Origin of the sequence: Aeromonas sp. HMWF017, from assembly GCF_003061465.1 — a bacterium.
Classification (GTDB): domain Bacteria; phylum Pseudomonadota; class Gammaproteobacteria; order Enterobacterales; family Aeromonadaceae; genus Aeromonas; species Aeromonas veronii.
Genome location: NZ_QAJD01000147.1, coordinates 20,004 through 46,828 on the forward strand (window position 1 = coordinate 20,004; position 26,825 = coordinate 46,828).

The 26,825-nt window shown below is 60.2% G+C and carries 21 protein-coding genes and 1 pseudogene; 17 read left to right on the forward strand and 5 right to left on the reverse strand.

All coding sequences use genetic code 11. The features are described from left to right. The 3 genes from DBR30_RS22290 to DBR30_RS15240 form a co-directional block, all read left to right on the forward strand. A partial coding sequence (locus DBR30_RS22290) for a GNAT family N-acetyltransferase (RefSeq protein ID WP_258224450.1) occupies positions 1-248 on the forward strand: 248 nt, incomplete at its 5' end. Then, positions 248-751 (forward strand): peptide deformylase, encoded by a 504-nt coding sequence (gene def / locus DBR30_RS15235; RefSeq protein WP_033113258.1) that lies wholly within the window; start codon positions 248-250, stop codon positions 749-751. The genes DBR30_RS22290 and def, both read left to right, overlap by 1 nt. A gap of 49 nt (positions 752-800) precedes the next feature. Then, a complete protein-coding gene (locus tag DBR30_RS15240) occupies positions 801-1,631 on the forward strand; it encodes a hypothetical protein (protein ID WP_108541847.1) in 831 nt (276 codons plus the stop codon). Between the two features lie 79 nt (positions 1,632-1,710). Here DBR30_RS15240 and DBR30_RS15245 read toward each other — a convergent pair whose 3' ends face one another. Together DBR30_RS15245 and DBR30_RS15255 are read right to left on the reverse strand one after the other, a co-directional pair. After that, positions 1,711-1,914, reverse strand: a complete 204-nt coding sequence (locus DBR30_RS15245; RefSeq protein ID WP_108541848.1) for a hypothetical protein — start codon at positions 1,912-1,914, stop codon at positions 1,711-1,713. A 480-nt stretch (positions 1,915-2,394) separates the two neighbouring features. Beyond that, entirely contained in the window at positions 2,395-3,633 is a 1,239-nt protein-coding gene (locus DBR30_RS15255; protein WP_108541849.1) for an esterase/lipase family protein, read from the reverse strand. 210 nt (positions 3,634-3,843) lie between these two features. Between DBR30_RS15255 and DBR30_RS15260 the strand changes: the two are divergent. The 8 genes and pseudogenes from DBR30_RS15260 (at position 3,844) to DBR30_RS15295 (ending at position 13,983) form a co-directional block, all read left to right on the forward strand. Next, a pseudogene (locus DBR30_RS15260) lies at positions 3,844-4,842 on the forward strand (Wadjet anti-phage system protein JetD domain-containing protein). A 373-nt stretch (positions 4,843-5,215) separates the two neighbouring features. Beyond that, positions 5,216-6,403 (forward strand): knotted carbamoyltransferase YgeW, encoded by a 1,188-nt coding sequence (gene ygeW / locus DBR30_RS15265; RefSeq protein ID WP_042062641.1) that lies wholly within the window; start codon positions 5,216-5,218, stop codon positions 6,401-6,403. 137 nt (positions 6,404-6,540) lie between these two features. Next, entirely contained in the window at positions 6,541-7,740 is a 1,200-nt protein-coding gene (gene dpaL / locus DBR30_RS15270; RefSeq protein WP_108588415.1) for a diaminopropionate ammonia-lyase, read from the forward strand. A gap of 126 nt (positions 7,741-7,866) precedes the next feature. Continuing rightward, positions 7,867-9,084 carry a YgeY family selenium metabolism-linked hydrolase gene (locus tag DBR30_RS15275; RefSeq protein WP_108542246.1) on the forward strand — a complete coding sequence of 406 codons (1,218 nt, stop codon included), beginning with the start codon at positions 7,867-7,869 and terminating at the stop codon, positions 9,082-9,084. Positions 9,085-9,189: 105 nt separating this feature from the next. Beyond that, entirely contained in the window at positions 9,190-10,614 is a 1,425-nt protein-coding gene (hydA, locus tag DBR30_RS15280; protein ID WP_108542248.1) for a dihydropyrimidinase, read from the forward strand. A 95-nt stretch (positions 10,615-10,709) separates the two neighbouring features. Next, complete coding sequence (gene arcC, locus DBR30_RS15285; RefSeq protein ID WP_108542247.1) at positions 10,710-11,642, forward strand: carbamate kinase; 933 nt, start codon at positions 10,710-10,712, stop codon at positions 11,640-11,642. A 171-nt stretch (positions 11,643-11,813) separates the two neighbouring features. Further along, on the forward strand, positions 11,814-12,737 hold the full coding sequence (locus DBR30_RS15290; RefSeq protein WP_108588416.1) for a DMT family transporter: 924 nt from the start codon (positions 11,814-11,816) through the stop codon (positions 12,735-12,737). Positions 12,738-12,897: 160 nt separating this feature from the next. Further along, entirely contained in the window at positions 12,898-13,983 is a 1,086-nt protein-coding gene (locus DBR30_RS15295) for a calcium/sodium antiporter (protein WP_108588417.1), read from the forward strand. Between the two features lie 103 nt (positions 13,984-14,086). Here the strand turns inward: DBR30_RS15295 and yqeB are convergent, their stop codons facing one another. Together yqeB and yqeC are read right to left on the reverse strand one after the other, a co-directional pair. Beyond that, entirely contained in the window at positions 14,087-15,679 is a 1,593-nt protein-coding gene (yqeB, locus tag DBR30_RS15300; protein WP_108588418.1) for a selenium-dependent molybdenum cofactor biosynthesis protein YqeB, read from the reverse strand. A gap of 27 nt (positions 15,680-15,706) precedes the next feature. Further along, entirely contained in the window at positions 15,707-16,555 is an 849-nt protein-coding gene (yqeC, locus tag DBR30_RS15305; RefSeq protein WP_108542229.1) for a selenium cofactor biosynthesis protein YqeC, read from the reverse strand. A 4-nt stretch (positions 16,556-16,559) separates the two neighbouring features. Between yqeC and mocA the strand changes: the two genes are divergently transcribed. Beyond that, entirely contained in the window at positions 16,560-17,219 is a 660-nt protein-coding gene (gene mocA / locus DBR30_RS15310) for a molybdenum cofactor cytidylyltransferase (RefSeq protein ID WP_108542228.1), read from the forward strand. Between the two features lie 109 nt (positions 17,220-17,328). Here the strand turns inward: mocA and DBR30_RS15315 are convergent, their stop codons facing one another. Beyond that, positions 17,329-17,556 (reverse strand): hypothetical protein, encoded by a 228-nt coding sequence (locus DBR30_RS15315; RefSeq protein ID WP_146181121.1) that lies wholly within the window; start codon positions 17,554-17,556, stop codon positions 17,329-17,331. Positions 17,557-17,692: 136 nt separating this feature from the next. Between DBR30_RS15315 and ygfK the strand changes: the two genes are divergently transcribed. The 5 genes from ygfK to DBR30_RS15340 all read left to right on the forward strand — a co-directional run. Beyond that, on the forward strand, positions 17,693-20,803 hold the full coding sequence (ygfK, locus tag DBR30_RS15320) for a putative selenate reductase subunit YgfK (protein ID WP_108542226.1): 3,111 nt from the start codon (positions 17,693-17,695) through the stop codon (positions 20,801-20,803). Between the two features lie 30 nt (positions 20,804-20,833). Next, positions 20,834-22,162 (forward strand): putative aminohydrolase SsnA, encoded by a 1,329-nt coding sequence (gene ssnA, locus DBR30_RS15325; RefSeq protein ID WP_108542225.1) that lies wholly within the window; start codon positions 20,834-20,836, stop codon positions 22,160-22,162. Between the two features lie 80 nt (positions 22,163-22,242). Then, positions 22,243-23,019, forward strand: a complete 777-nt coding sequence (gene ygfM, locus DBR30_RS15330; RefSeq protein WP_108542224.1) for a molybdopterin-dependent oxidoreductase FAD-binding subunit — start codon at positions 22,243-22,245, stop codon at positions 23,017-23,019. Then, the gene (locus DBR30_RS15335; RefSeq protein WP_219927574.1) at positions 23,016-25,913 is read left to right on the forward strand and encodes a molybdopterin-dependent oxidoreductase Mo/Fe-S-binding subunit; all 2,898 of its coding nucleotides are present in this window, start codon (positions 23,016-23,018) and stop codon (positions 25,911-25,913) included. The genes ygfM and DBR30_RS15335 overlap by 4 nt, the downstream gene beginning before the upstream one ends. A gap of 95 nt (positions 25,914-26,008) precedes the next feature. Continuing rightward, positions 26,009-26,825, forward strand: an 817-nt coding sequence (locus tag DBR30_RS15340) for a uracil-xanthine permease family protein (RefSeq protein ID WP_308813277.1), incomplete at its 3' end; no start/stop codon positions are given.

Below are 26,825 nucleotides of genomic sequence, written 5' to 3' on the forward strand. Positions count from 1 at the left end.
TGATCATTTTCCCTCAGTATCAGGGGCGGCAGCTTGGCGCTGCCGTGATGGAACGGCTTCATCAGGAGGCTGAGCGTGAGGGGAAATGCCGGGTCACCTTGTCCAGCTTCACAGAGAACCATGGGGCAATACGGTTTTATGAGCGCCTTGGTTACAACGTGGTCGAAGAGGATCAGGCCTTTGTCTCCATGTCCCGGCCGTTGGGCTGTGACCTCGGATTGAAAAAAGTGGTTAATGGAGAGTTGTGATGGCGATTTTGAATATTTTGACGGCTCCCGATCCCAGGTTGAGGCTCAAGGCAGAGCGGGTTGAGGATATTGCTGCCGTACAGGGGCTGATCGATGACATGTTGGAGACCCTGTATGCGACGGAAAACGGGATTGGTTTGGCCGCGACTCAAGTCGGGCGTAAAGAGGCCGTCGTTATTATCGACTTGTCCGAGAGCAGGGATCAGCCGCTGGTTTTGATTAATCCACAAGTGATAAGCGGTACTGAAAAGGTGCTTGGACAAGAGGGCTGTCTCTCCGTGCCGGATTACTACGCGGATGTCGAGCGTTACAGCTCGGTGGTGGTATCTGCTCTGGATCGAAAAGGCAATCCGATCACCATCGAGAGCAGCGATTTTTTGGCCATTGTCATGCAGCATGAAATTGATCATCTGGATGGCAACTTGTTCATTGATTACCTGTCACCGCTCAAGCGGCAGATGGCACTCAAACGAGTTAAAAAATCTCTGAAGTCCGCCAGCTAATGTCTGCGGATAGTGGCTGGCCGTTTTAGTTATGTGGAGAGCAGGCAGAATGAAAGTGGCAAGATGGAATGTCAGGGCACTGTTTGGCCGCAATAGCAATGAGGTGCGGGGACGTTATGGGCTGAAGGCCCTGCTGTTGCTGGGAACCTTGTGGGTCGCACTCCCCGTATCAGCCGACGAAGAGCAGCTGCCGGCTGAATATCGCCCCTTTGTGCAGCAGTTGGTCGATGCGGCAGAAGCCCGGGATCATCAGGCCCTTGCCAACCAGATGAAGTACCCCTTCAAGCAGGAGTATCCCATTCCCGCCATCAAAACCCCGGCGGAGATGCTGACCCGTTTTGACGAGGTATTTGATGACGCCATTTTAACAAGCATCGCAACCTCCCGGGTCGGGCAGGATTGGCAGACCATGGGGTGGCGCGGCATCATGCTGGGCAGTGGCGAGGTCTGGATGGATTTTGATGGCAAGGTGATCGGTATCAATCATCAGACGGCGCAGGCCGCCAAATTGAAAGCCGAGCTTATCGCCAGGCAGAAGAGCGGTCTGCATTCCAGTGTGCGGGAGTACAAGAGCCCCGCGCTGATGTGGCAGACCGAGAAATTTATCATCCGCATCGACGAGCTGGACGATGGCCACTATCGCTACGCCTCCTGGGCCAGGGGCAAGACGCTCGCCGACAAGCCGGATCTGGTGCTGAAAAATGGCACCGTCAGGGTGGAGGGGACGGGGGGCAATCATACCTATCTCTTCACGAGTGGCCCCTATCGCTACGAGTGCGTCGTTACTGTACTCGGTGAGCGAGGCGTGCCACCAGGTGAGCTGGTGGTCTATAAAAACGACGCCGAGATAGTGCACCAACCAGTGATCAAGGTGCTGTGACAGCAAATCCACATAAAGAGAGATCAAGGAGCGGCCAAGTGCCGCTCTTTTGCTTTCGCAAACTGAGGGATGAGCTTCGCTAGCTTTGCGGCACCCTGACCCCTTTGTCGAGATAGAGGCTGCTGAAGTGGGCGCGGTGGGTGACAAACATCACCTGATGGCGGCTGCCGTCGGAGAGGATAATAAAATCCCCCGCCTGGGCGGGGCTCTGCAAGGTGATTTCCTGCTCGGTGGCGGTCAGGCGATCGACATCTTCCTTGAAGGTGAGGGTGTAAGAGTACATATGGCGCTCCACTGCTGGCTCATATCAAACACTCCGTTGAAGGTAGTTGCTGGCATGGGCGCGCGCGGCGCCCGATTGGCGCTGTTAGACCAAATAGCGGTGATGAGAACGTGCGTGGTTTCAGCCGGGTTGTTTTGCTGATGTGCGCTTGAGGCGTTTACATCAAGGCCATTGGTATCAAAACGATGGTAAAGGGGCGAAAATCGGGATGAAAAAACCGCCTGTTGGCGGTTTTTCTTATGCGGTCGGCCCTACTTCAGGGCCTTCTTCAGCTTCTTGATCTTGCTTTCATGCTTGGCAATTTTCTCAAGACGAGCGGCGATCTTCTTCTTGATCTCTTTCTTGCTTGCTTTGGCCATCGGTGGCGCTCCTTTGCAGTGGGGACACATCAGGTGTCAGTATGGGTCTTCCCTTTGACGTCCCAGAGTGCCACAGGGCTCCTTTGTGAACCAGCACTCTGTTGCTTTAATAGCCAGCGCGTTATAGCTGCAAGGGGCTGAGCCAGCGCAGCAGTTGCTGGCCCACTTGCGGGCTGGCGAGCAGGGCCATATGGCTGGTGTGATAGACAATCAGGGTATGGGCAGGAAGAAAAGCCAGCTGATGGCGTGCTTCGTTGTGCTGACCGAGGGCGCTGCGTAGCGGCACCAGTCCATCGCCAATCAGCCGGTCGGCCAGCAGGCTGCGCTTGGCGGCGGTGGTCGCGGCGATGGCATAGCAGTTGACGCCACCGGGCAAGGGGAGTGGAACGCGGGGATCGCGCAAGGGCACTGCGGGGTCGGGTGCGGCGAGCGTCTCGATCACCTTGCCGTGGCGCAGATCCTTGATGCCTGCACTGCGCTGCCGCGCCAGTCTGACGAAGGGTTCGCTGTAGGCGGTAGCAGGCAACAACTGTTCCAGCCAGTGACCTGCATGTTCGAGCGGTGCGCCGTGGTGTGGTGTGCCGAGAAATATCAGGTTGGCAAGGTGCGCAGGCCAGGTGAGCCCGGCCACGCCGGCATGGTGGCAGGCGCTGCGGGCAACCAGTCCGCCCATGCTGTAGCCCATTATCATTATCTCTTTGAGCTCTCCCGGCCAGTGGGCGAGCAGTTGCTCCAACAACAGGGCCAGTTGCTGCCCGTTTTGTGCGATGGGCAGGCCCGAGTTGTAGCGCAGGTAAAGAGGCTGATAGCCAAGCGCGGCGGCAAGTTGCTCTCCGTGATTGACCGGTTTGCCTTGATGTTCGGTTTGCCACTGCAGATCGTTCATGCAGAGGCCATGGATCATCAGCAGCACCCGTCCCTCGCGGGGTAGATCCTGCGGCATCACTTGCCAATCGAGGGGCTTGCCCTGATAACGCAGTGTCATGGGGGTGGCGAGAGCATTGTGGTGTTCGACCAGCTTGTCCCCCAATACGCCGTTGAGCGTGGCGATCAGGGCCGCGCGTTTCGGGGGTTCGGGGATCTGGTGGGGCGGCGGTGTGGCTGGCAGGCGGCTGAGCAGATGGTTGATGCCGCTGCTTAGGTTGTTGGCGGCGCCATGTACCCTCTTGTAGACCAGTCCGGTGATCCCGGCTGTTTTTCCCTCATCTCGTCCCTTGAGCCCCATACCGCTCAGTACCGCCTGATGTACCGCTTCGGTGATCTCTACCGCGGCGGGCAGCGCCAGAGTCAGCAGGTGCGCCAGCTCGCGGATATCCGAGATATGCCAGGAGGAGGGGGACTTTTCTGTGGTGTCGGTCATGGGAACGCCTTGTGGAAGTCCATCGAAAAGGGGGCGCCTGGGGGGCGGCATATCAACCAGCTTGCGCGGTTTGGCACGGGTTTACCAGTGCCAGAGAAAGTGAGTCGAGATCAAAAGGGGCTGATGATAGACCCTTGCGAAGCCGGTCACGGTAACGGCGGGGAAAATCACCTCTACTGCGTCACATGACGTGCTGAGGGGAGGATAAGGATGTCGCTGTTTGACGAGGTTCGGGTACAGGAACTGTGTGCAAAGTTGCTCGATAGCCAGAACGAGAGGGGTTGTTCCCTTGAGAGCCGGCATGGCCGCGAGTTGAAGGAGCTGTTGCAGGCGGTGGGCGGAGTAGAGTCAGTTGGGCGCAGTGCCCGTCATATATTGACCGAGGCGGGTCGGGTTTATCTCACCAGCCAGCTGGCGAAGGTGGTGCCCCCAGCACCGGACAAGCGTGAACAGATGCGAAGCCTTGGCGTGAAGTTGCCTGCACGGCTCAATCAGGCCTGCTTTTATGCACTCTGGCATGGGGACAGCAAGCATTCGCGGTCAGCATCCCTTGCAGCTCCACCGCTTGCGAACTTGACGCTCACGCAGGATGAGGTGATCCGCATCCGTACCCTCGAACCGCTCTCACTGGTCGATCGACACGGTCAGCAGCACGATATGGCGGTGGTAATGGCCCTGCTGGGGGACTTGGCGTTGCCGGAGCGGGCTCTGGGCTCGCTGGCGGCCATCGATTGGCAGGGGGAGCGCGTGATTACGGTGGAGAACAAGGGGGCCTTCGTCGACTACCCGCTGCAACCCGGGCAACTGCTGCTCTTTGCCCCCGGTCGCAATACCACCCTGGCCAAACGGCTGATCCCGCTGTTGCCTGCGGGCGTGCAGTGGGCCCATTTTGGCGATCTCGATCAACGGGGTATCGACATTGCCATCGAGCTGGCGCGTGAGCTGCAGCGTCCGGCCATGCTCTGGCTCCCCAGTGAGCAGCGGCCTTATCTGGATCACTACACCCGTCCGGTACGCACCTTTGCGAGTGACAGTGGCAAGGTGCCCTGGCGTGTGACGAAGCAGGTCGATCAGGGCGATGGTCATGGCACGCTGGCAGGCGTTCCCTGGCTCGATGAACTGGTGACGAAGGGAGCTTAGCTGGAACAGGAGGTGTTGATCCTGGCTGCGCGCTGGCAGTGCTGGCCATTGGCCATCGCGGGCAGTTAAATCCAAAAGTGGCATTATCATAATGATAACGGCCAGCGAGGTTATATCATTTCAGCCCCTGAAACTGACCTTTGATGATAATTCTCACCGACGCAGGGATATTGCCTCTGATTATTATCACTCGGCTATTTTATGGCTTGGCTGATCCGCTCACCTTTTTATGGAATAAATCGCTGAAATAGCCGCCACTTTTGTGTTCTGCATCACACACTTTCGCCATTTATTAATATCTTCCTGCATTTTTGTAGTTTGGCACGCTTATTGATTGCCTTACATCGACGCTAACCGATGAGCTCACCCACAACCGGGATGCTGGTGACATCGTGAGTGAAAGGGGAGCTATCCATATCTCATCCAATGATTGGGGCGAACGATGAAAGCAGTTAACGAATTAATCAAAGAGATCAGAGCACTCAAATCCAACCTGCATGAAAAAGATTTTCTGCTGACCTGGGAGCAAACGCCTCAGGAGCTGGAGCTGGTATTGAAACTGGCCGAATCCCTCAAGACCCTGCGCGCCGAAAATATCTCTACCAAACTGTTTAATAGCGGGCTCGGTATCTCGGTTTTCCGCGATAACTCCACCCGAACCCGCTTCTCTTATGCCTCTGCATTGAACCTGCTCGGTCTGGCCCAGCAGGATCTGGATGAAGGTAAATCCCAGATTGCCCACGGTGAAACCGTCCGAGAAACCGCCAACATGATCTCGTTTTGCGCCGATGCTATCGGCATCCGTGACGACATGTTCCTCGGTGCCGGTAACGCCTATATGCGCGAAGTGGGCGCGGCACTGGATGAAGGGTTCGAGAAGGGAGTGCTGCCCCAGCGTCCGGCGCTGGTCAACCTGCAGTGCGACATTGATCACCCGACCCAGTCCATGGCTGATCTTGCCTGGTTGCAGGAGCACTTCGGCAGTCTGGAGAGCCTCAAGGGCAAGAAGATTGCCATGACCTGGGCTTACTCCCCGAGCTACGGCAAGCCGCTCTCCGTGCCCCAGGGCATCATCGGCTTGATGACCCGTTTCGGTATGGACGTGACCCTGGCCCACCCGGAGGGGTATGACCTGATCCCGGATGTGATCGAAGTGGCCAAGGAGAATGCCAAGGCCTCCGGTGGCAGCTTCCGTCAGGTCACCTCCATGGAAGAGGCGTTCAAGGATGCAGATATCGTCTATCCCAAGTCCTGGGCCCCCTACAAGGTGATGGAGCAGCGCACCGAGTTACTGCGTGCCAATGACCACGCCGGCCTCAAGGAGCTGGAGAAACATTGCCTGGAGCAGAACGCCAAGCACAAGGATTGGCACTGCACCGAGGAGATGATGAAGCTTACCAAGGGTGGCGAAGCGCTCTATATGCACTGCCTGCCGGCCGATATTTCCGGTGTCTCCTGCAAAGAGGGCGAAGTGACCGAAGGGGTATTCGAGAAATACCGTATCGCCACCTACAAAGAGGCGAGCTGGAAGCCCTATATTATCGCCGCCATGATCATGGCCCGTAAATTCTCCGCCCCGGCAGAAACCCTGGAGAATCTGATTAAAGAGGCGCAAAAGCGGGTGAAATAAATAACGGCAGGGCAGGGTGAATATTCATCCTGCCCACGCTGTCGAACATATTATTTCGAGTTTTCTCCCCGTGGTATCTGAATAACGGATCTCCCGGCGAGGCAGCTCTTTGTCAGGTAACGCCTAGTGAGGTAAGCATGTCCCAATTTTCGCTGAAGATGGATATTGCCGATAACCGCTTTTTTACCGCCGAGTCATCTCCGCTGTTTTCCCGTGTTGAAGCACAAAAGGCTCGCGCTTTTCATAAAAAACTGGCCGGTTATGAGCCGACCCCATTGTGCGACCTGAAAGATCTGGCCGCCTATATCGGGGTGAAAAATATATTGGTCAAGGATGAGTCAAAGCGCTTTGGCCTCAATGCCTTCAAGATGCTGGGTGGCGTTTATGCCATCGCCAACCTGCTCTGTGAAAAATACGGGGTGGCCATCGAAGATTTCTCCTTCGATCTCATCAAACGCACCATCAAGGAGCCGATGACCTTCGCCACCACTACCGATGGCAACCATGGCCGCGGTGTCGCCTGGGCGGCCAAGCAGGTGGGTCAGCATGCGGTGGTCTACATGCCCAAGGGCTCCGCGCAGGAGCGGGTGGATCACATTCTGAATCTGGGTGCCGAGTGCATCGTCACCGACATGAACTACGACGATACCGTCCGCCTCACCATGAAGATGGCTGAAGAGCGCGGTTGGCACATCGTGCAGGATACCGCCTGGGAAGGCTACACCAAGATCCCGACCTGGATCATGCAGGGTTACTCCACCCTGGCCGACGAAGCGGTCGAGCAGATGCAGGATATGGGTATCAAGCAACCGACTCACGTGCTGCTGCAAGCCGGGGTCGGGGCGCTGGCAGGCGGTGTGCTCGGCTATCTGGTGGACTGCTTTGGTGCGAAAAATCTGCACAGCATCGTGGTCGAACCGGATCAGGCCGACTGTATCTACCGCTCCGGCGTGGCGGGGGAGATGGTCAACGTGGGGGGCGACATGCGCACCATCATGGCCGGTCTCGCCTGCGGTGAACCCAATCCGCTCGGCTGGCCGCTGCTCAGAAGCTGCACCACCCAGTTCATCTCCTGTCACGACAAGGTGTCGGCATTGGGCATGAGAGTGCTTGGCAATCCCCTTGGCAATGACCCTCGCATCATCTCCGGTGAATCCGGCTCGGTCGGTACCGGCGTGCTGGCGGCAGTGCGTCACCACCCGGATCGCGAGGCGCTGATGGCCCGGCTGGGGCTGGATCGCGACTCCGTGGTGTTGATCATCAACACCGAAGGGGATACCGATGTGAAGCACTACCGCGAAGTGGTGTGGGAAGGCAAACACCCCGCCTGCGAGTAATTCCGGCTGCTAGTAAGCAACCACGAATCAAAGAACTGATCGCGCCTCGCCAACGGGGCGCGGTAACGGGCACAGGGCGCTGCCGACGAACAGGCCGCGCACTCTCAGTTGTTATGGAGAATCACAATGAGCAAGCAAATTCCGTTTGAAATGGTGTTGGAGAAGGCCTACCAGTACAAGGCCGAGATGAGTCAGTTCCTGCGCGACATGATCGCCATCCCGAGCGAGAGCTGCGATGAAGAGCGCGTCGTGCTGCGCATCAAGCAGGAGATGGAGAAGGTTGGCTTTGACAAGGTCGAGATCGACCCCATGGGCAACGTGCTGGGCTATATCGGCCACGGCCCGCACCTGATCGCCATGGATGCCCACATCGATACCGTGGGCGTCGGCAACATGGCCAACTGGAAGTTCGACCCCTATGAGGGGATGGAAGATCACGAGATCATCGGTGGTCGCGGCGCATCCGATCAGGAAGGGGGCATGGCCTCCATGGTCTATGCGGGCAAGATCATCAAGGATCTCGGGCTGGAAGATCAGTACACCCTGCTGGTGACCGGTACCGTGCAGGAGGAGGATTGCGATGGCCTCTGCTGGCAGTACATCATCGAGCAGAGCAAGATCCGCCCCGAGTTCGTGGTCAGTACCGAACCCACCGACTGCCAGATCTACCGTGGCCAGCGTGGCCGCATGGAGATCCGCATCGATGTGCAGGGGGTCAGCTGCCACGGCTCCGCACCGGAGCGCGGTGACAACGCCATCTTCAAGATGGGCCCCATCCTTGGCGAGCTGCAGGAGCTGAGCCACAACCTCGGCAATGACGACTTCCTCGGCAAGGGCACCCTGACCGTCTCCGAGATCTTCTTCACCTCTCCAAGCCGCTGCGCCGTGGCAGACAGCTGCGCCGTCTCCATCGACCGCCGCCTCACCTGGGGCGAAACCTGGCAAGGGGCGCTCGACGAGATCCGCGCCCTGCCTGCGGTGCAAGCCGCCGGTGCCGAGGTCTCCATGTACCAGTACGACCGTCCGGCCTATACCGGTCTGGTCTATCCGACCGAGTGCTACTTCCCGACCTGGAAGGTGGAAGAGGATCACTTCACCGTCAAAACCCTCTCCAAGGCTTATCGTGAGCTGTTCAACAAGGAGCCGGTGGTGGACAAGTGGACCTTCTCGACCAACGGGGTCTCCATCATGGGTCGCCACGGTATTCCGGTGATCGGTTTTGGCCCGGGTAAAGAGCCGGAGGCCCACGCCCCGAACGAGAAGACCTGGAAAGAGCATCTGGTCAAGTGCGCCGCCATGTACGCCGTGATCCCCATGCTCTATCTGGCCGAGCTGGACAAGTAAGGGGGCCGCCGGGCGGTGACTCTCATCACCGCCCGTCTGTTGCAAGTGCCCCGTCTCCATTGAGGCGGGGCTTTGCTGTTTGAAGTGATGTTCGAGGTGGTGGGGATGAAACGGCTGATCAAAAACGGTGTGCTGGTCGATGCACAGGGGGAATATCGTCAGGATCTGCTGATCGAGAACGGGGTGATCCGCGCGCGAGCCGCCGCTATCCAGCCCGATGGCGAGACCGACGTGATCGATGCCAGCGGCTGCTATGTGATGCCGGGCGGCATCGACGTCCATACCCACTTCAACATCGACGTGGGGATTGCCCGCAGTTGCGATGACTTTTTCAGCGGTACCCGTGCCGCCGCCTGTGGTGGCACCACCACCATCGTCGATCACATGGGATTTGGCCCGGCGGGGTGCAATCTGCATCACCAGCTGGCCCGCTATCACGACTATGCCGCCGATCAGGCGGTGATCGACTACAGCTTTCACGGCGTGATCCAGCATGTGGATGACGCCATCCTCCACGAGATGGCCGCCATGGTGCAGGAGGAGGGGATCAGCAGCTTCAAGCTCTATCTCACCTACCAGTACAAGCTGGGGGATCACGACGTGCTGCGCGCCCTGGCCCGCCTCAAGGAGGTGGGGGCGCTTGCCACCGTCCACCCCGAGAACGATGCCGCCATCGCGGCGCGCCGGGCTGCCCTATTGGCCGCAGGCCATCATGAGCCTTGGTATCACCCGCAAAGCCGCCCGCTGGAGTGCGAAGCCGAGGCGGTGGCCCGGATGATCAATCTGGCGGGGCTCGCTGGCAATGCGCCACTCTATATCGTCCACCTCTCCAACGGCTTGGGGCTGGAGTATCTGAAACTGGCGCGTCGTCAGGGGCTGCCGGTCTGGGTGGAGACCTGCCCGCAATATTTGCTGCTCGATGAGCAGTGTTATTACAAGGAGAACGGGGTCGACTATCTGCTGAGCCCGCCGCTGCGCTCACGCCGCGAGCAGGACAAGCTGTGGGTCGGTATCGCTGCGGGCGACATCGACACGGTGGCGACCGATCACTGCAACTTCTCCCACGCCCAGCGCATGACCCTCTCGGGCGGCGATTTCAGCCGCTGCCCCAACGGCTTGCCCGGGGTCGAAAACCGGATGCTGCTGCTGTTTGCCCACGGGGTATTGGGCGGGCGCATCTCGCCGTCGCGCTTCGTGGCACTCACCAGCGCCAACCCGGCGCGCCTGTTTGGCCTCTGGCCGCGCAAGGGCAACCTGCAAGCGGGGTCTGACGCTGATCTGGTGATCATGGATCCCCGCGGTGACACCCTGATTTCTCACCCACTGCTGCATGACAACGGCGACTACAGCCCCTACGAGGGGATGCGCTGCCCGGGCCAGATCAGGATGACCCTCAGTCGCGGCGAGATAGTCGCTCGCGATGGCGAGTTTCTGGGGCGGCGTGGTCATGGCCGGTTTTTGGCCAGAGCGCCCTTTGATCCGGCGTTGGCGCCGGAGCTGCACTCGCCTTGCCCCTTGGTGGCAGGCTGACAATTCGTTCGAAACTCGCAAATCAGCAAGCTTATGTGAACAACGAAAGGTGGGCCGGTATCGCGCCGGCTTGTCCCATCACTGGAGATAACAAGATGAAACAGAGAATCGTACTGGCCCTTGGTGGCAACGCGCTGGGCAACAACCTGCCCGAGCAGATGAAGGCGGTGCAGAGCACTGCAGGCACCATTGCCGATCTGATCGCTCAGGGGCATGAAGTGGTGGTGACCCACGGCAACGGCCCGCAGGTAGGGATGATCCAGCAGGCGTTCGAGGTGGCGGCCCGCCACGACCCTAAAGCGCCCCATCTGCCCATGTCGGTCTGCGTGGCCCTGAGTCAGGGTTATATCGGTTATGACCTGCAAAACGCTCTGCGCGAGGCCTTGCTGGCGCGTGGTATTCACAAGTCGGTCGCTACCCTGGTGACCCAGGTTGAGGTGGATAAAAACGATCCCGCCTTCCTCGACCCAAGCAAACCCATCGGCGGTTTCTTCAGCAAGGAGGAGGCCGAAGCATTGATGGCCAAGGGCGAGCGGCTTAAAGAGGATGCCGGCCGTGGCTATCGCCGGGTGGTGGCATCTCCCAAACCCGTCGATATCATCGAGAAAGAGACCGTCTCAGCGATGCTGGCCGCCGGTCAGGTGGTGATCACCGTCGGTGGCGGCGGCATCCCGGTGCTGCGCGAGGGCAATCACCTGCGCGGAGCCAGCGCGGTGATCGACAAGGATTGGGCCAGTGCCAAGCTGGCGGAGCTCATTGACGCCGACATGCTGATCATCCTTACCGCAGTAGAGAAAGTCGCCATCAACTTCGGCAAGCCCGATGTGCAGTGGCTCGATCAGCTGAGCGTCGCCGATGCCAACAGCTTTATTGCACAGGGGCAGTTTGCCAAGGGTTCCATGCTGCCCAAGGTGGAGGCGGCGCTCTCGTTCGCGACCTCCATGCCGGGGCGTAAATCCCTGATCACCTTGCTGGAGAAGGCCGCCGACGGCATTGCCGGCAAGACGGGAACCCTTATCTGCCGCTAGGCGTTCCAGCTCGGGTTGAGTGTGATCGCGGGGGCCGTCGGCCCCCTTGTTCATTTTGGGGCAGTCATGGTCAGCGGAGGATGAGCGGCGTAAGATGGCCGCCTTCAAGCGCGGGCAAGACGCCGAGAGCAGACCCGGCGCAATGAGTGACAAGAGGTGAGTAACAAGCAAATGAGCGGAAAGATCAATATGGCGGCGCTGGGGGGGCTTGTTCTGCTCACCGCCATCTGGAGTTACAGCTGGATCGTGATGAAGCAGGTGATGCTCTACGCGGGGGCCTTCGAGTTCACCGCCCTGCGCTGCCTGTGCGGATCTCTGGTTCTGCTGCTGGTATTGGCGCTGCGCGGGCGCCGTTATCTCAAACCCACCCCGTTTCGCTATACCCTCGCCATTGCCCTGTTCCAGACCTGCGGCATGGTGGGGTTGGCCCAGTGGGCTTTGATCAGCGGCGGGGCGGGCAAGGTGGCCATTCTGAGCTACACCATGCCGTTCTGGGTGGTGATCTTCGCAGCGCTCTTTCTCGGCGAGCGGATGCGCAAGCTCCACTATCTGGCGGTCGGGGTGGCGGCCTGCGGGCTGCTGCTGGTGATCGAGCCCTGGCAGCTGCATCTGGATTCCATGAAGAGTGCGCTGCTGGGCATTGCCTCCGGCATCTGCTGGGGGATTAGCGCCATCATCGCCAAGCGGATGTATGCCAGCCATCCCGCGGTGGATCTGATGTCCCTCACCACCTGGCAGATGATCTACGCCACCATGGTGATGGCCGTGGTGGCGGCGCTGGTGCCGGAGCGACCCATCGACTGGCAGCCCTATGTGTTTGGTGCGCTCGCCTACAGCGCCATCTTCGCCACGGCGCTGGCCTGGAGCCTCTGGCTGTTTGTATTGAAAAAGCTGCCTGCCGGGATCGCCAGCCTCAGTACCCTGGCGGTGCCGGTGAGCGGCGTGCTGCTCTCCTGGTGGCTGCTTGGTGAAAATCCGAGGCCGGTGGAGGGGAGCGGCATCGCCCTTATCGTGCTGGCATTGTTGGTGATCAGTCGCAAGGGCAAGCGTTCCGTGGTGTTGGTGGCGGGGGAAACCCGTATCAAGCACGGTTGAGTGGTGACTGGGCTGCCAGTGGCACGATAAATGGCACTCAAAAGAGCCCGCGACAGGGGACCAGCCCCTCGTTACAATGGCGTTACATAGCTGTGTTGACGCGCAGGTATTTGATTCATTGTGATTATTTCAACAAACGTAACGGCAAGGATGAAACCGTATGATGACGTTGGTGTGGTTGGCCGTGGGGCTGGTTTGTCTGGTGATGGGGGCTGAGTATCTGGTGCAGGGGGCGGCGCGCCTTGCCACCATGATGGGCATCTCCCCGTTAGTGGTGGGATTGACCATAGTGGCTTTTGGGACCAGTGCCCCTGAACTGGCGGTGAGTATCCAGTCGGGCCTCGAGGGGCAGGCGGGGATCGCCGTGGGTAACGTGGTCGGCAGCAATATCTTCAACGTGCTGTTTATTCTCGGTATCTCGGCCCTGATCGTGCCGCTGGTGGTCTCCCAGCAACTGGTGCGCTTCGATGTGCCGCTGATGATCGCCATCTCGCTGCTGGTGCTGCTGTTTGGTTGGGATGGCCGGATCTCCTTCTTCGAAGGTGCCTTGCTGTTTGCCGGCATAGTTGCTTACACCGCGTTTCTGTTTGTGCAGAGCCGCCGTGAAACCAAAGTGGTACAGGCGGAATATGAGCAGGAGTTTGGCCAAAAAGAGCCCGAGACACCCCACAGCTTGCCCCGCAACCTGCTCTTTATCGTGGCGGGATTGGGGATGTTGATCCTGGGCTCCCGTTTGCTGGTCAGCAGTGCGGTGGAGATTGCCCACTACTTCGGGGTGAGCGATCTGATCATCGGCTTGACCATAGTAGCGGCCGGTACCTCCTTGCCCGAAGTGGTGACCTCCATCGTCGCAGCCCTGCGCGGGGAGCGGGATATCGCTGTGGGGAACGTGGTGGGCAGCAATATCTTCAATATCCTCTGCGTGCTGGGGCTCACCTCCATCGTCACTCCCGGTGGGCTTGAAGTGTCGGCCACCGCCCTTCAGTTCGATATTCCGGTAATGATTGCGGTGGCGCTTGCCTGCCTGCCCATCTTCTTTACCGGTTACACCATCGCCCGCTGGGAAGGGGCGCTGTTTCTGGCCTACTACATCGGCTACACCTGCTGGCTGATCCTCCACGCTACATCCAGTCCGCTGCAAGGTCAGTTCAGCGCAGCACTAACCGGTTTTGTATTGCCGCTCACCGCCATCACTCTGGTTGTGCTGGCGGTGCGAGCCTGGCGATTGCAACGAACCCGGTCGTGATGCAGGTTCCCCTGATGTAAAGGAGCTGCATCAACCGACAGGCGGAAAAAAGCCCCACCATCATGGTGGGGCTTTTGCTTGGTGAGGGGGACGCGAAGAGCCGTTATCGGCGCTGGGCCAGATGCATCATGGCTTCCAATACGGCGCCGCCGATGGCGCGTGCCTTGTCAGAGACGGTTGTGGCATCGGCGCGCTCGCCACGCGGGTCGATATCGCCAATCTTGAAGCCGATAGGCACTTCGATGCCATCGCTGAGCAGCCCCCGCACCATGCCCGAGAGCGGCGCGATAATGGGAGCGTCCCCCACATGGGCGATCACATCCCCCTCCTGTACGAGATCACCGAGCTTGATCAGGCTCTTCATCACGCCGGGGGCGGGGGCGCGCACCACCCGGCGGGCGGAGTGCCCCTCGATCACCCCGGGAATGCCGGTATTGGGCTGGGCGGGGCCCTGATAGATGACCCGCCCCAGATGGTGACCGCGGTTGGTTTCGATCACCGCATCGCAGTCGCGTCCCGCCTCAAATCCCGGGCCGAGGGCGACCGTGATGGGGGCCATCTCCTTGTGGGTGCCGAGGTTCTGCTTGGCGAGGATGGCATCCACCAGATAGCGGGGCTTGAGCTCGGTGAGGGTGGCGCAGTCGGGGTCAACCAGTAGCGGAATGATGCCCCGATCCAGCTGCTCGAACGCCTGCTCGACGCTCTCGACCCGCTTGGCGCGCACCCCTTCGACGCTGGTTTCACCATCAAACATCCCTTGAGCGAAGGCGACGGTGCGGCGGATCACCGTGGGCTTGTCGAGATCCAGCATCACCACCTTGAAGCCCGCATTGTGCAGCCGCAGCGCGACGCCAGTGGCGATATCGCCGGAGCCGCGCATCACCACCAGTTGATCCCGCTTGAGGCGCACATCGTCCTGCATTAGGCCACCCGATTTGCCGTTTTTCACCTGCAGCAGCTCGGCGAGGATGCTGATGGCGATCTCCTCGGGGGTTTCGGCTCCGATGTTGTAGCCGATGGGGGCGTGCAAACGCTGCAGTTGCTCCTGACTCACCCCTTGTTGGCGCAGGGCCTGGGTGAAGGTCTGCACCTTGCGCTTGCTGGCGAGCAGCCCCAAATAGGCGAGGGGGCGGTTGATGAGCCGCTCCAGCGCCTCCTTGTCCTGATGGTTGGTTGCGATGATGACGAAGTTGGCGGGCTCGATGGCCAGCGCCTCAATCACAGCGCTGATGGTATCGGCCTGTTTGAGATGGGTGCCGGCGGGGAAGTGATCGGGGTTGAGGCTCCCTTCAAAACAGTCGCCCACATGGATATCAAAACCCAGTGGCGCGGCGGCATGGGCCACAGCCCGGTTGACGTGACCGGCACCAATGAGCACCAGCCGGGTGCGCAGGCCATAGACATCGATATAGACCGACATGGCGCCGCCACAGTCCGACCCTACCGCATGCTCGCCGTTGCGGGCCATCCGGCCGTGGAAGATACGCGGCTTGCGCTCGGCAATGGCGGCCATTGCTTCCTCGATCACCAGCCGCTCGATCATGCCGCCGCCGATGGTGCCGAGGATCCGGCCATCGGCCATCACCAGCATCTGGGCCTGATGGCGGGGGGTGGAGCCACGGCTCTCGATGATCTGGGCCATGGCAAACGGCGTGTTCTCCTGTTCCAGTCGGGCTGCGTGTGCAAACAGATTCATAAGGTACCTCTTCTTATCCTTAAACCATCATGGGCGAGGCGGCTGTGCCTCATCCTGAGCGAAGTAACCGAGTGCGTGGCGAATGGGCTGTGGCTCGCGAACCGCCCCCTGCCAGATGGCATAGATCTCGGGGTGGCGGCTATGCAGCTTTATCAATTCAGCCAGCCACGACGCCTCATTTTGATAATCCCCATTGATAAACCAGATCCGGCGCGCCCTGGCCGGGGTGCCCTTGAACAGCCCCTCGGGGTGGGAGAGCAGCTGGTGAAACAGAACCCAGTCGAGGGGGTCACCGGCCTCTATCCCGCACAGGGCCTGAAGCTCTGCCCAGCGGTGGATCTGCTGCGGGTCGGCCTTGGCCCCCACCATGGCGCCGCCCGTCAGGGCGATCACCCAATCACTGCTCTGGGGAATGCAAGGTTCGTGCAAAGCGGGCACTTTCAATAACTTGTGATGGGCGCCATCCGCCTCGACCAGGATAAGATCGAAGCGCTGCTGTCCTTTGAGCAGGTCGATTTGGCGCAGATCCGGCCCTGCAACCTTGCCGGTGCGCTCGTCGAGATGGCTGAACAGGGCAACCAGGGTCGGGCCATCCGGCAGGGCCTGACAGCGGGTAAGTTGACGAACGGGATCCGTCTCGATAATCAATTCCCGATAGTGTGATGGGGCTGGCAGAAACATCCGGGTGGTGGTGGTAATTAGCACCCTTTTACCCCGTTTATAAAAATATTCCGCCAGCCAGAACAGGGTGCTGGTTTTTCCGCCAGCACCACAAAGGCTAATTAGCGTGGTATGGTTGTCACTATTTTCAAGCAGTGGATTTAAAAGCGAATCAATATCCGGAAACGCGTGAATAACAGAGTGTGGCAAGGACATGGCAATGACCGAAATAAATAGCGAGGTGAATGAAAAGGTGCAGGCTCGGGGGCGTGAACAGTGTGACTGTATAATTACCGCAGCAGGTTTGTCATCCCGCATGGGGGCATGGAAAATGATGCTACCTTATGGCTCCGGGACAATTCTTGATGCAAGTCTCAAAAATGCCATAGCCTTCTGTTCCCGGATTATTTTGGTCGTGGGCCATCGCGGGGCCGAGCTCGCTGCCTGTTATGTGCATCGCCCCGACATCCTCATCGTCCACAACCCTGACTATGAACAGGGGTTGGGCAGTTCCATCCGCTCAGCCCTGGCGGCCAGCGATGCTGACTACCTCTTTATCAGCCACGGGGATCTGCCCTGTATCCCGCGCGAGGTCTATCAACAGTTGTGGCAGGCGCGCGGAGAGCTCGCCCTGTTCCCGAGCTTTGAGGGGGAGGCGGGCCACCCGGTTTTGCTGCCGAAATCCTTCGCTAGGGAGCTGGCTGGCGCACCGGCACAGGGTTCGGTGCGCCGCTGGTTGCTGCAACGCCCCCATCGCTCCATACCGGTCGAGAGTCCTGCCATCCTCTTTGATATCGATACCCCCGAGCGCTATCAGGCGCTGATCCGTGGCGAACTGGAGCGGCGTTCTGCCGACGAGCTTACGACCGAGCAGGGCTGAGTCGTATCGTTGGGGCCCAAGCCCCTCTGTGTGCAATGGCAGCCAGAGGGGGTATAACGCCGAGTCATCTCGCAGCCTTTGGATAAACCGAAATAGCGACGACTGCCTTTTATATGGCAGTGACTGGTAAGCCAGCCCCGGCCATATTGGCCGGGGTTTGCTTGCGATAATGCTGGATGATTTTCACCCTATCAAAGTGATATTTATCGCTGCCGATTTGATACTTCTCTTTTTTCTCTGGCATTGCCTTGAATAAAATCTCAAGTGAGTGATAACCACTCTCATCAATCATAATGGCGACATGCCAAACAGCCTTCATTAATTCGAGCCATCTCACGCTTTTACCCTAAAAAATAGTTTTGCCGATGGAGTGGCCTGATAGTTGCTCCTCTCCTTGCCAAGGGGTAATGCCCGTGCGGGATATCCCATTTATTCATACTGCCAATGCGCAGAACAGCTGCAAGGAGATAGCCATGGGCGATATTATGCGACCCGTTCCCTTCAAGAACCTTCTGACCCGTATTTTTGCGGAATATAAAGCGAGTCAGACTATTTTCGGTATTCCCGCCGCACAATTTTATCGCAAGCAGGACGAGCGCAAGATCAAGGTATTCGGTGAAACCTGCGAGACCCCCATTGGCCCGGCAGCCGGCCCCCATACCCAGCTGGCCCAGAACATCGTCACCTCCTGGCTGACCGGCGGACGCTTTATCGAGCTCAAGACGGTGCAGATCCTGGACCGTCTCGAACTGGAAAAGCCCTGCATCGATGCTGAAGACGAGTGCTTCAACACCGAGTGGTCTACCGAGTTCACCCTGCCCAAGGCGTTTGACGAGTATCTGAAAGCTTGGTTTGCCCTCTACCTGCTGGAGGAGGTGTTCGACCCGCGCCTCGACGGAGAGGCCAAGTCCTTCATCTTCAACATGAGCGTGGGTTACAACCTTGACGGCATCAAACAGCCACCGATGCAGCAGTTTATCCACAGCCTGATGGATGCCAGCAGCAGTCCGAAATTTGCCGAGTACCAGCAGGTGGTACGTGACCTCGTGGCCGACGAGCAGTTTATCGCCGAGCTGGGACTGGGGGGGCGCCGCGATCGCCTGCAACAGCTGGTGGAGCGTATCCCGGCCAATCTGGTGCACGGCGTTACCCTCTCTACCATGCACGGCTGCCCACCGAACGAGATTGAGGCCATCTGCCGCTACATGCTGGAAGAGAAGGGGCTCAACACCTTCGTCAAACTCAACCCGACCCTGCTCGGCTACTCGCGGGTGCGCGAGATCCTCGATACCTGCGGCTTTGATTACATTGGTCTGAGCGAAGAGTCGTTCGACCACGACCTCAAGCTGGATCAGGCCAAGGCGATGTTGACCCGCTTGATGGCGCTGGGGGCCGAGAAGGGGCTCACCTTCGGGGTCAAGCTCACCAATACCCTTGGCACCATCAACCGCAAGGGGGCGCTGCCGGGGGATGAGATGTACATGTCCGGCCGGGCGCTGTTCCCGCTCTCCATCAACGTGGCGGCCGTGCTGTCTCGCGCCTTCGATGGCAAGCTGCCCATCTCCTACTCGGGCGGTGCCAGCAAGTTCAACATCGCCGAGATCTTCGAGACCGGTATCCGTCCCATCACCATGGCCACCGACCTGCTGAAACCAGGCGGCTACCTGCGCCAGATCGAGTGCCTCAAAGAGATAGATGTATCGGGCAGCTGGGGCATGAGTCAGGTGGACGTGGCCAAGCTGGAAGCGCTTGCCGCCAAGGCGCTCACCATGGATTACACCCAGAAGGAGTGGAAGTCCGAGGATCGCATCGAAGTGGGGGGCGGCCTGCCGCTGACCGACTGCTACGTGGCGCCCTGCGTCACCGCCTGCGCCGTGCATCAGGATATCCCCGAGTACATTCGCCTGATGGGCGAGGGGGAGTATGTGGCAGCCCTTGAGCTGATTTATCAGCGCAACGCCTTGCCTGCCATCACCAGCCACATCTGCGATCACCAGTGCCAGTACAACTGCACCCGTCTCGACTACGACAGTGCGCTCAATATCCGCGAGCTGAAAAAAGTGGCGCTGGAGCGCGGCTGGGAAGGGTACAAGGCCCGCTGGCACAAACCGGCAGGCAGTGGTGACAAGCATCCGGTGGCTGTCATTGGCGCAGGCCCGGCCGGTCTCTCCGCCGGTTACTTCCTGGCCCGCGCCGGTCACCCGGTCACCGTGTTCGAGCGCGAAGCGGATGCCGGTGGCGTGGTCAAGCACATCATCCCCGAGTTCCGCATTCCGGCCGAGCTTATCCAGCATGACATCGACTTTGTTGCCGCCCACGGGGTCAAGTTCGAGTTTGGCTGCGATCCGGCGCTCACCGTCGACAAGCTGCACGCCCAGGGCTTTACCTATGTCTTCGTCGGCATTGGCGCCGACAAGAACGGTGGCATGCGCCTCGAAGGGGGGCATGATCGGATTTACAAATCCTTCCACTTCCTGCGCAGCTTCAATCAGGGCAAACCGCTGCCGCTGGGCCGCCATGTCGCTGTGATCGGTGCCGGCAACACCGCCATGGACTGTGCCCGCGCCGCCCTCAAGGTGCCCGGTGTCAGCGATGTGACCGTTATCTACCGTCGCAGCGAAAAAGAGATGCCCGCTTATCGCGAGGAGTATCTGGAAGCGGTGGAGGATGGGGTGCGTTTTTGCTTCCTCACCAATCCGGAGCGTTTTGACAAAGATGGCAAGCTGACCGTGCGGATGATGGCGCTGGGGGATCCTGACGAGCAGGGCCGCCGCCGTCCGGTGCCCACCGAGCAGACCGAAGTGATGCAGATGGATGCCCTGATCACCGCTATCGGCGAGCAGCCTGACTGCGAGGTGCTCAAAGCCATGGGCATTCCTCTTGGCAGCGATGGCTGGCCCGAGGTGGATAGCCAGACTGGCGAAACCAGCCGTCGCAACGTCTTCCTCATCGGTGACGTGCAGAGCGGCCCGTCCTCCATCGTCGGTGCCATAGGTGGTGCCCGCCGTGCCGCAGATCTGGTGCTCTCTCGCGAGCATATCGCTGGCAGTCAGTCCGAGGTCTCAATCCAGCCGTCGGGCAAGGACGAGATCTACCGCCGCAAGGGGAGCATCGCCGTCACCCTGGTTGACAAGAGCGAGCGCGATGCCTTCGTGGCGCAAGAGGCGCACCGTTGCCTCGAGTGCAACTACCTCTGCAGCAAGTGCGTGGATGTCTGCCCCAACCGGGCCAACGTCGCCATTGCGGTGCCGGGCTTCAAAGACCAGTTCCAGACCCTGCACCTGGATGCCTACTGCAACGAATGTGGCAACTGCGCCCAGTTCTGCCCGTGGCAGGGCAAGCCCTATCAGGACAAGGTCACCATCTTCAGCCTGCCCGAGGACTTCGACAACAGCCGCAACCCCGGTTTCTATCTGGCTGACGGTGGCGAACTGCGGGTGCGTCAGGATGGCGAGACCTATTGCCTGACCATAGACGCCCAGAGCCGGATCAAGGACGCGCCAGCAGCCCTTGGCGACATGTGCCGGATCATCAGCCATGTCCATGCTCATCACCACTACCTGCTGGGGGCCGTCGAGGCCTGAGCGAACCACGAATAAGCGAAGGAGCAAACCATGTTTATTCTGAAGAACGTCACCGCCGTCCAGCTGGAGCCGACCCGGGTGCTGGAAGGGGTGGATATCGCCATCGAAGGATCGCTTATCAAAGCGGTGGGGCCCAATCTGCGGGCCCTCTACCCGGAGGCCAACTATCGGGAGATGGGGGGCAAGCTGGTGATGCCGGGCATCGTCTGTGCCCACAACCACTTCTACTCCGGTCTGTCGCGGGGGATCATGGCCAATATCGCCCCTTGCCCGGACTTTATCTCCACCCTGAAAAACCTCTGGTGGCGGCTCGATCGGGCGCTCGATGAAGAGTCCCTCTACTACAGCGGTCTCATCTGCTCGCTGGAAGCGATCAAGAGCGGCTGCAGCGCGGTGATCGACCACCACGCGTCGCCCAACTTCATCAAGGGCTCCCTCAACGTGCTGCGCAAAGGGTTTGTGGAGGCAGGTCTGCGCGGCATGACCTGCTTCGAGACCACGGATCGCAACGGCGGCCTTGCCGAGTTGCAGGCCGGGGTGGAGGAGAACATCCTGTTCGCGCAAGCCATTGATGCCGCCAAAGCCAAGGGGAGCGAACCCTATCTGGTGGAGGCGCATATCGGCGCCCACGCCCCCTTTACGGTACCGGACGAAGGGCTGGCCATGCTGCGCGAAGCGGTGCAGGTGACCGGTCGCGGTCTGCATATCCATGTGGCGGAAGATCGCTACGACATGGCTCACGGCCACCACCACTATGGCAAGGAGCCCATCGCCCGGCTGGACGAGTTTGGCCTTATCGACAGCAAGGCCCTGATCGCCCACGGCATCTACCTGAGCCCGGCTGACATCGAGCTGCTCAACAGCCGCGATGCCTTCCTGGTGCACAACGCCCGCTCCAACATGAACAACCACGTGGGCTACAACATGCACCTGCCACAGTTTCGCAATCTGGCGCTTGGCACCGACGGCATCGGCTCCGACATGCTCGAAGAGCTCAAGTTCGCCTACTTCAAGCACAAGGATGCCGGTGGCGCGCTCTGGCCTGACAGCTTTGCCCGGTTCCTCTGGAACGGCAACACCCTGCTGGAGCGCAACTTCGGCGCCAAATTTGGCCGCCTGGAGCCGGGTTACAAGGCCGATCTCACCATCTGCGATTACGCCGCACCGACCCCGCTGGCGCCGCGCAACCTCGGCGGCCATCTCGCCTTCGGTATGGGCTCATCCTCGGTCAACAGCGTGATGGTAGAGGGGCGCATGGTCTATCAGGATCGCGAGTTCGCCTTTGACGTCGAGCCCATTTATCAGCAGGCCAGCAAGGTGGCGAGCCGCCTGTGGCAACGGATGGATCAGCTGGCCTAAGGCCACCCTCTGCACTTTTGGACCGGATTGCCCGCCCTGTGGATTTTCCCGGCGGCGGGCAGCAAGAGTAAGGACGACACATGATTGAGCAATTCTTCCGACCCGAGCAACTGGGTCAGGCTTTGGAACTCAAGGCCCGCTTCGGCAACGACGCCGTCTATATGGGGGGCGGCAGCAAGCTCAACGCCGCCCCGACCCGTACCGACAAGAAGGTCGCCATCTCGCTGGACAAGCTCGGGCTTGACCAGATTGAACAGCAGCACGGTCAACTCCACATCGGCGCCACCGTTACCCTGCAAGCCTTGAAAGAGGATCCCCGTACTCCGGCCGCCCTGTGCGAGGCGCTGGGGTTTGTCTACTCCCGCCATCTGCGCAATCAGGCCACCCTCGGCGGCGAAATTGCCTGCCAGCAGCAGGACTCCCCGCTGCTGCCGGTACTGTTGGTGCTCGAAGCCGTGGTGGTGCTGGAGAGCAACCAGCTGCAACCCATCGATACCTATCTGGCGGGCCAGCGCAAGGAGCTGGTGTTGGGGGTGGTGCTGCCGGAGCCTGAACTGCGCTGCGCGACTCGCCGCATCAACCGCAACGCCGACGGCCTGGCGGTGATGACTGCCGCCGTGGCCCTCGACAGCATTGGCGAGATGCGGGTCGCCGTGGCTGGCGTTACGCCGCAGCCGATGCGTCTGCGGGATCTGGAGCGCCGCGATCTGCACGATGCCGCGCTGGAGGCGGCAGTGAGCGAGCTGGTTGCACCGCGCGAAGATCTCGGCGGCAGCGTGACCTACAAGCGCTATATCAGCGGGGTAGTGGTGGCGGATCTGCTGGTCGAGTGCCAGCAGCAGGAGGTACAGGCATGATGGAACTCAACTTCACACTGAACGGTGCCTTGCGCACCGTTATCACCCCGGCTGGCGAGAATGCCCAGCGGGTGCTGTTCAACCAGTGCCGGATGCACTCGGTGCGTAACAGCGACGACGGCTTTGGCTTTGCCGGCTCCGACGCCATTCTCTTCAACGGCAAGGTGATCAACGCCTCCCTGCTGATCGCCGCCCAACTGGATGGATCAGAGGTGCGCACCGCCGAGTCGCTGGGCAGCTGGAACCAGCTCAGTCTGGTGCAGCAGGCCATGGTAGATGTGGGCGTGGTGCAGTCGGGCTACAACGATCCGGCTGCGGCGCTCATCGTCACCGACCTGCTTGATCGCCATCCCGAACCCACCCGTGATCAAATCGACGACGCGCTCTCGGGCCTCTTTCACCGGGACGGCGGCTACCAGCAGTTCTATCAGGCTATCGAGCTTGCCAGTTCACGGATGAAGGATCCCGATTACCTGTGCCAGATTGCCCCCGAGTTTCGCGACGACCTGCGCCATATCGGCAAGAGCTGCCCGAAAGTGGACGCCGCCAAGATGGTGCAGGCCAAGCCCTGTTATGTGGAGGATCGAGTCACCGAGGATGCGCTGGTCATCAAGATGCTGCGCAGCCCCCATCCCCATGCGGTGATCACCAAACTTGATGTGAGCCGCGCCGAAGCCATGCCGGGGGTGGTGCACGTCATCACCCACCTCAACTGCCCGGATATCTACTACACCCCGGGTGGCCAGAGCGCACCCGAGCCGTCACCGCTCGATCGCCGCATGTTTGGCCGCAAGCTGCGTCACGTAGGTGACCGGGTGGCCGCCGTGGTGGCCGAGAGCGAAGCCATCGCATTGGCCGCGCTGAAACTCATCGAGGTCGAGTATCAGGTGCTGCCAGCGGTCATGAGCATTGACGAGGCGATGGCCCCCAATGCACCGCTGGTGCACGACGAGCCCATCGTCTATATGGCCGGGGCACCGGCGGATCTCGAGCAGCAGAACGCCTGCTCGGTGCGCCGTGGTGACGAGCACATGATCATCAACTTCCCCATCGGTTCCCGCCCGCACGAGAACCTGGCCGCCAGCGTCCATGGCCAGATCGGTGACGTGGCAAAAGGCTTTGCCGAGGCGGACGAGATAGTCGAGCGCACCTACGAATCGACCCAGGCCCAGCAGTGCCCGACCGAGCCGCACATCTGCTTCACCTACATGGATGGGGATCGTCTGGTCATTCACGCCTCTACCCAGGTGCCGTGGCACGTGCGCCGTCAGGTGGCGCGCATTGTCGGCATGAAGCAGCATCAGGTGCATGTGATCAAGGAGCGGGTAGGGGGCGGCTTTGGCTCCAAGCAGGATATCCTGCTGGAAGAGGTGTGCGCCTGGGCGACCAGGGTCACCGGCCGCCCCGTCACCTTCCGCTACACCCGTGAAGAGGAGTTCATCAGCAACACCTCCCGCCATGTGGCCAAGGTGAAGGTGAAAGTGGGGGCCAAAAAAGATGGCACCATCACCGCCATCGAGATGGATTTTCGCGCCAACACCGGCCCTTACGGCAACCACTCATTGACGGTGCCGAGCAACGGCCCGGCGCTCTCCCTGCCGCTCTATCCGTGCGACAACGTGCGCTTTACCGTCAACACCTACTACAGCAACATCTGTCCGACTGGCGCCTATCAGGGTTATGGCGCACCCAAGGGCAACTTCGCGCTGACCATGGCCATTGCGGAACTTGCAGAGAAACTGGGCATCGATCAGCTCGACATGGTGGAGCACAACCGGGTGCATGAAGGGGACATCCTCAAGGTGCTGGGTGCCATCGGCGAGGGCAAGATGCCTACCTCGGTGCCCCATGCGGCCAGCTGCGCCCTCGAACCCATCCTCAAGCAGGGTCGCGAGCTTATTGCCTGGGATAGCCCCAAACCCGCTGACGGGGATTGGCGCATCGGTCGTGGCGTCGCCATCATAATGCAAAAGTCGGGGATCCCGGATATCGATCAGGCCAACTGCATGGTCAAGCTGGAATCGGACGGCACCTTTATCGTCCACTCCGGTGGCGCCGATATCGGTACCGGCCTCGATACCGTGGTGGCCAAGCTGACTGCCGAAGTGCTGCACTGCCCGCTCGGGGATGTGCACGTCATCTCCGGTGACACCGACCACGCCCTGTTCGACAAGGGGGCTTACGCCTCGTCAGGTACCTGCTTCTCCGGCAACGCGGCCAAGAAGGCGGCCGAGAACCTCAAGGAGAAGATCCTGTTCCACGGCGCCGCCATGCTGGGCGAGCCGGTAGCCGATGTTGAGCTGGCGTTCCCGGGTGTGGTGCGCGGCAAGCTGGGGGAGGTGAGCCTCGCCAAGCTGGCCCACAAGGCCGAGACCGGTACCGGCTTCGGTATCCTGGTGGGCACCGCCAGCTACATCACCTCTGAGCTTGCCTTCCCGTACGGGGCCAACTTCGCCGAGGTGGCGGTCAACGTCAGAACCGGCGAGATCCGGCTCGACAAGTTCTACGCCCTGCTCGACTGCGGCACCCCCATCAACCCGGAGCTGGCGCTCGGCCAGATCTACGGGGCGACTATGCGGGCTATCGGTCACTCCCTGACCGAGGAGATCTGCTATGACGGCAAGGGCATTCCGCTCACCCGGGATCTGAAGAGCTATGGCGCGCCCAAGATTGGCGATATTCCGCGCGACTTCCGGGCCTTCCTGGTACCGAGTGACGACAAGGTCGGCCCTTACGGCGCCAAATCCATCTCGGAGATCGGGGTCAACGGCGCCGCGCCTGCCATCGCCACCGCCATCCACGACGCCTGCGGTGTCTGGCTGCGCAAGTGGCACTTCACGCCGGAGCAGATCCTGCGCGAGCTGGGCAAGCTGGAGCAAAAAGTGTCGGCATAACAAAAGAAAAGGTGAGGGGCGGGCGCCAGCTCGCCCCCAGCGCCTGACGGCGGAATGAGTACTCCGCCTACATTCTGTGTGATGGGACAAACACGATGTCTAAAACAACACGCAAGCACTCGGATCTCATTTACGAGCTGGAAGACAAACCCCCGTTTTATCAAACCCTGATGGGTGCAGTGACCCATCTGCTGGCGATTTTTGTTCCCATGGTGACCCCGGCGTTGATTGTCGGCGGTGCCTTGGGCCTCTCCACCGAGACCACCGCCTACCTGGTCTCCATGGCGATGACCGCCTCCGGCATCGGCACCTGGCTGCAGGTGAACCGTTATGGCCCCATCGGTTCGGGGCTGCTCTCCATCCAGTCGGTCAACTTCTCCTTCGTGACCGTGATGATCGCCCTGGGCGGCGCCATGAAAAAAGATGGCATCCATGAGGAGCTGATCGTCTCGACCCTGCTCGGGGTCTCCTTTGTCGGCGCCTTTCTGGTGATGGCCTCCTCCTTTGTGCTGCCCTACCTCAAGCGGGTGATCACTCCGACCGTGAGTGGGGTAGTGGTGTTGATGATTGGTCTGAGCCTTATCAAGGTGGGGATCATCGACTTTGGCGGCGGCTTCTCCGCCATGAGCAGCGGCACCTTTGGCAAATACGAGCACATCGGGCTGGGGCTTTTGGTGCTCTGCGTTATCGTCGCCTTCAACTGCAGCCGAAGTCCGCTGCTGCGGATGAGCGGCATTGCCATCGGTCTGATGGTGGGTTATGCGGTGGCCCTGATGCTCGGCATGGTGGATTTTTCCGCCCTTGAGAACCTGCCGCTTATTACGGTGCCGATCCCGTTCAAGTACGGTTTCTCCTTCGACTTTCACGCCTTTATGTTGGCGGGCACCATCTATCTGTTGAGCGTGCTGGAGG